This is a genomic window from Acidiplasma cupricumulans (genome assembly GCF_001402935.1).
Classification (GTDB): Archaea; Thermoplasmatota; Thermoplasmata; order Thermoplasmatales; family Thermoplasmataceae; genus Acidiplasma; species Acidiplasma aeolicum.
In genome coordinates this window covers 1-1,419 of sequence record NZ_LKBH01000075.1, presented here as the reverse complement: position 1 = coordinate 1,419, position 1,419 = coordinate 1, and the positions used below count along the sequence as shown (strand labels likewise).

Below are 1,419 nucleotides of genomic sequence, written 5' to 3'. Positions count from 1 at the left end.
TTTTATTTCCCCTCAATCTCCTCAATTGTAAACTGGGCAGCTTTTTTTACCTTACCGGGATGAATTTTATATTCTATAAACGTTAATAATCCTGATATCGGTATCCAGGATACGCCAAAATATACTGCAAAGTTTTCCGGATAGGGCTCGGGTGTTATAAGTGTACTTATCATTATTATTAATAGAATGGCCATACCAATAACGGGAATTACAACATGCTGAATTAATTTAAATTCTCCCCTGCGATGTGTTAGAAATGGCAGTGCTATTGATGCCACTATATGTTCTGTATATGCAGCATATGAATTTATTAAAAGCATCAAAAGGCCACCTGCCACGGGTCCATACCTGAGGCCAAAAAATATGGCTATTAAAAATGATAAAATAAATATTATTAGCGCGGCTATATGTGGTGTTCTGTATCTTTCATGAATTTTGGCCACTCTGTTTGGTAAAAATAGAATTCCATCCCTGGCAAAAGAATAAAATATTCTTGAATCTGCATTGCTCACAGAAATATTATAGCCCATGAAACTGTTTATTGTAACAAGTATAAGTGCTATATATAGTATATAACTGTATCTTTTAAAAAGTATAACTCCCGGATCCTGGCTATGAAAAAATGATTCCATATTTGCCGGCCCCCATCCGATGGTGAAGGCATAAGAAACAAAGATTAACGTAAGTCCGGCAAGAATTGTTGTTGCAAGCAGTGCACGTTTAATATTCTTTTCCGGTTCCCTTGCCTCCTCGCCAAGTGCGGTAATTGACACTGTGGTTCCAAAATACAGGGTTGTTGAATAAATCATTGAAAAAATAAGCTGAGAATATCCAGAAACATATTTTAATGTAAAAACATACAAAGTGTTTAATTTTCCAGCATTTATTATGATTATTAATGAACCTATTATAAGTACAAGAACCTCTATGACACCACCGGCTATCTGATAATCTGTTGATATTTTTATTCCACGGTATGTAAACAAAAATGATATAAGTGCGGCCACAAAGGCTATTGGCACCCAGAAGAGTGCACCCGAATATTTCGGGTCTATTAAGGTAATAAATGATGCAAGGCCAAGAAAGCCAAAACTACCATATCCCAAAATTCCATAAAATGCCATGTTCCATGCCTGAAAAGTACCAACAATGCCACCAAGCCCCTTCCCCGCAAATGTATAATAAGAACCGGCAGAGTTTACATGCTTCGAAAACTGGTATCCTGTATTCATTATAAATAAATATCCAATTACCCCAAGGAATAATGATAATGGGGTTGCACCCAGGGCAAATTCAACAACACCAACCAGCAAATATGCAGCATCCGCAGCAACTGAGAGAGTCCCCATTGCCTGCCATATAAGCCTGAAACTGGATACATAATTTCTCTTGAGTCCGTATTCCATTATGAAAGTAAAT

Annotated in this window: 1 protein-coding gene; it reads right to left on the bottom strand. The window is 36.9% G+C overall.

What is annotated here, in order from left to right; translation table 11 throughout:
* Nucleotides 1-2: 2 nt before the first annotated feature.
* Nucleotides 3-1,419 (bottom strand): APC family permease (locus AOG55_RS02510; protein WP_330218573.1); only part of this gene is annotated, 1,417 nt, incomplete at its 5' end.